General features: G+C 52.1%; 2 tRNA genes and 2 rRNA genes. All 4 read right to left on the bottom strand.

What is annotated here, in order from left to right:
• Positions 1-28: 28 nt before the first annotated feature.
• Positions 29-2,919 (bottom strand): 23S ribosomal RNA (locus DNJ95_RS18970).
• Between the two features lie 249 nt (positions 2,920-3,168).
• Positions 3,169-3,244, bottom strand: a tRNA-Ala gene (locus DNJ95_RS18965).
• Positions 3,245-3,274: 30 nt separating this feature from the next.
• Positions 3,275-3,351: transfer RNA gene (locus DNJ95_RS18960), tRNA-Ile, on the bottom strand.
• Positions 3,352-3,445: 94 nt separating this feature from the next.
• Positions 3,446-3,531: ribosomal RNA gene (locus DNJ95_RS18955) — 16S ribosomal RNA — on the bottom strand; the annotation flags it as partial.

Below are 3,531 nucleotides of genomic sequence, written 5' to 3'. Positions count from 1 at the left end.
ATGCCCTCGCAGATTGTTTGGGTGTTATATGGTCAAGCCTCACGGGCAATTAGTACTGGTTAGCTCAACGCCTCACAACGCTTACACACCCAGCCTATCAACGTCGTAGTCTTCGACGGCCCTTCAGGGAGCTCAAGGCTCCAGTGAGATCTCATCTTGAGGCAAGTTTCCCGCTTAGATGCTTTCAGCGGTTATCTCTTCCGAACATAGCTACCCGGCAATGCCACTGGCGTGACAACCGGAACACCAGAGGTTCGTCCACTCCGGTCCTCTCGTACTAGGAGCAGCCCCTCTCAAATCTCAAACGTCCACGGCAGATAGGGACCGAACTGTCTCACGACGTTCTAAACCCAGCTCGCGTACCACTTTAAATGGCGAACAGCCATACCCTTGGGACCGGCTTCAGCCCCAGGATGTGATGAGCCGACATCGAGGTGCCAAACACCGCCGTCGATATGAACTCTTGGGCGGTATCAGCCTGTTATCCCCGGAGTACCTTTTATCCGTTGAGCGATGGCCCTTCCATACAGAACCACCGGATCACTAAGACCTACTTTCGTACCTGCTCGACGTGTCTGTCTCGCAGTCAAGCGCGCTTTTGCCTTTATACTCTACGACCGATTTCCGACCGGTCTGAGCGCACCTTCGTACTCCTCCGTTACTCTTTAGGAGGAGACCGCCCCAGTCAAACTACCCACCATACACTGTCCTCGATCCGGATAACGGACCAGAGTTAGAACCTCAAGATTGCCAGGGTGGTATTTCAAGGTTGGCTCCATGAGAACTAGCGTCCCCACTTCAAAGCCTCCCACCTATCCTACACAAGCAAGCTCAAAGTCCAGTGCAAAGCTATAGTAAAGGTTCACGGGGTCTTTCCGTCTAGCCGCGGATACACTGCATCTTCACAGCGATTTCAATTTCACTGAGTCTCGGGTGGAGACAGCGCCGCCATCGTTACGCCATTCGTGCAGGTCGGAACTTACCCGACAAGGAATTTCGCTACCTTAGGACCGTTATAGTTACGGCCGCCGTTTACCGGGGCTTCGATCAAGAGCTTCGCTTGCGCTAACCCCATCAATTAACCTTCCGGCACCGGGCAGGCGTCACACCCTATACGTCCACTTTCGTGTTTGCAGAGTGCTGTGTTTTTAATAAACAGTCGCAGCGGCCTGGTATCTTCGACCAGCGAAGGCTTACGTAGTAAATACTTCACCCTCACCGGCGCACCTTCTCCCGAAGTTACGGTGCCATTTTGCCTAGTTCCTTCACCCGAGTTCTCTCAAGCGCCTTGGTATTCTCTACCCAACCACCTGTGTCGGTTTGGGGTACGGTTCCTGATTACCTGAAGCTTAGAGGCTTTTCCTGGAAGCATGGCATCAACCACTTCGCTTTCTAATAGAAAGCTCGTCATCAGTTCTCGGCATTGATTTCCCGGATTTACCTAAGAAACCTGCCTACCACCTTAAACTTGGACAACCAACGCCAAGCTGGCCTAGCCTTCTCCGTCCCCCCATCGCAGTAACCAGAAGTACGGGAATATTAACCCGTTTCCCATCGACTACGCTCTTCAGCCTCGCCTTAGGGACCGACTCACCCTGCGTCGATTAACGTTGCGCAGGAACCCTTGGTCTTTCGGCGTGCAAGTTTTTCACTCGCATTGTCGTTACTCATGTCAGCATTCGCACTTCTGATACCTCCAGCAAGCTTCTCAACTCACCTTCACAGGCTTACAGAACGCTCCTCTACCGCTCAACTTGCGTTGAACCCGTAGCTTCGGTGCATGGTTTGAGCCCCGTTACATCTTCCGCGCAGGCCGACTCGACTAGTGAGCTATTACGCTTTCTTTAAAGGATGGCTGCTTCTAAGCCAACCTCCTAGCTGTCTAAGCCTTCCCACATCGTTTCCCACTTAACCATGACTTTGGGACCTTAGCTGACGGTCTGGGTTGTTTCCCTTTTCACGACGGACGTTAGCACCCGCCGTGTGTCTCCCGTGCTGACACTTGCCGGTATTCGGAGTTTGCATCGGTTTGGTAAGTCGGGATGACCCCCTAGCCGAAACAGTGCTCTACCCCCAGCAGTGATACACGAGGCGCTACCTAAATAGCTTTCGAGGAGAACCAGCTATCTCCGAGCTTGATTAGCCTTTCACTCCGATCCACAGGTCATCCGCTAACTTTTCAACGGTAGTCGGTTCGGTCCTCCAGTTAGTGTTACCCAACCTTCAACCTGCCCATGGATAGATCGCCCGGTTTCGGGTCTATTCCCAGCGACTAGACGCCCTATTAAGACTCGCTTTCGCTACGCCTCCCCTATTCGGTTAAGCTCGCCACTGAAAATAAGTCGCTGACCCATTATACAAAAGGTACGCAGTCACCTAACTAAGTAGGCTCCCACTGCTTGTACGCATACGGTTTCAGGTTCTATTTCACTCCCCTCTCCGGGGTTCTTTTCGCCTTTCCCTCACGGTACTGGTTCACTATCGGTCAGTCAGTAGTATTTAGCCTTGGAGGATGGTCCCCCCATATTCAGACAAAGTTTCTCGTGCTCCGTCCTACTCGATTTCATTGATAAGAGATTTTCGTGTACGGGGCTATCACCCACTATGGCGGCACTTTCCAGAGCCTTCCACTAATCTCAAACCAACTTAAGGGCTAATCCCCGTTCGCTCGCCACTACTAAGGGAATCTCGGTTGATTTCTTTTCCTCAGGGTACTTAGATGTTTCAGTTCCCCTGGTTCGCCTCATACACCTATGTATTCAGTGCATGATACCCAGCTTATGCTGGGTGGGTTCCCCCATTCAGAGATCTCCGGATCAAAGTCTGTTTGCCGACTCCCCGAAGCTTATCGCAGGCTACCACGTCTTTCATCGCCTCTGACTGCCAAGGCATCCACCGTATGCGCTTCTTCACTTGACCATATAACCCCAAGCAATCTGGTTACGATCTCGAACGTGAAGACGACATTCGCCGAAAATTTGCGTCTTGAGAACTACAAATTTTACCTTGACCAAACTGATCGTCAGTGAAAACAATCAGTCAGTCTTGCTTCTATCACATACCCAAATTTTTAAAGAACAGTTCCGGCGCAAAGACCAGAACTCAACACCCTGCAACCCTCAGGCTTCAGCGGCGCTCAGTTCTGAGCTTTCAGCGATTTCGAGTGTATGGTGGAGCCAAGGAGGATCGAACTCCTGACCTCCTGCGTGCAAAGCAGGCGCTCTCCCAGCTGAGCTATGGCCCCATCTACTGACCGGCCACGCCCCTTGACAATTGGTGGGTCTGGGCAGATTCGAACTGCCGACCTCACCCTTATCAGGGGTGCGCTCTAACCAACTGAGCTACAGACCCAATCTGTCTACTCTCGGGTCTAAAACCCAATCGCTTTTCGCAAGTGAATCAAGCAATTCGTGTGGGTGCTCATGACGAAGCTGATGTCGTCGATTAAGGAGGTGATCCAGCCGCAGGTTCCCCTACGGCTACCTTGTTACGACTTCACCCCAGTCATGAATCACACCGTGGTAACCGTCC

Source organism: Stutzerimonas kirkiae (assembly GCF_004327335.1).
Taxonomy (GTDB): domain Bacteria; phylum Pseudomonadota; class Gammaproteobacteria; order Pseudomonadales; family Pseudomonadaceae; genus Stutzerimonas; species Stutzerimonas kirkiae.
The sequence above is the reverse complement of the archived record's forward strand: the minus strand, read 5'-3'. Positions and strand labels throughout refer to the sequence as shown.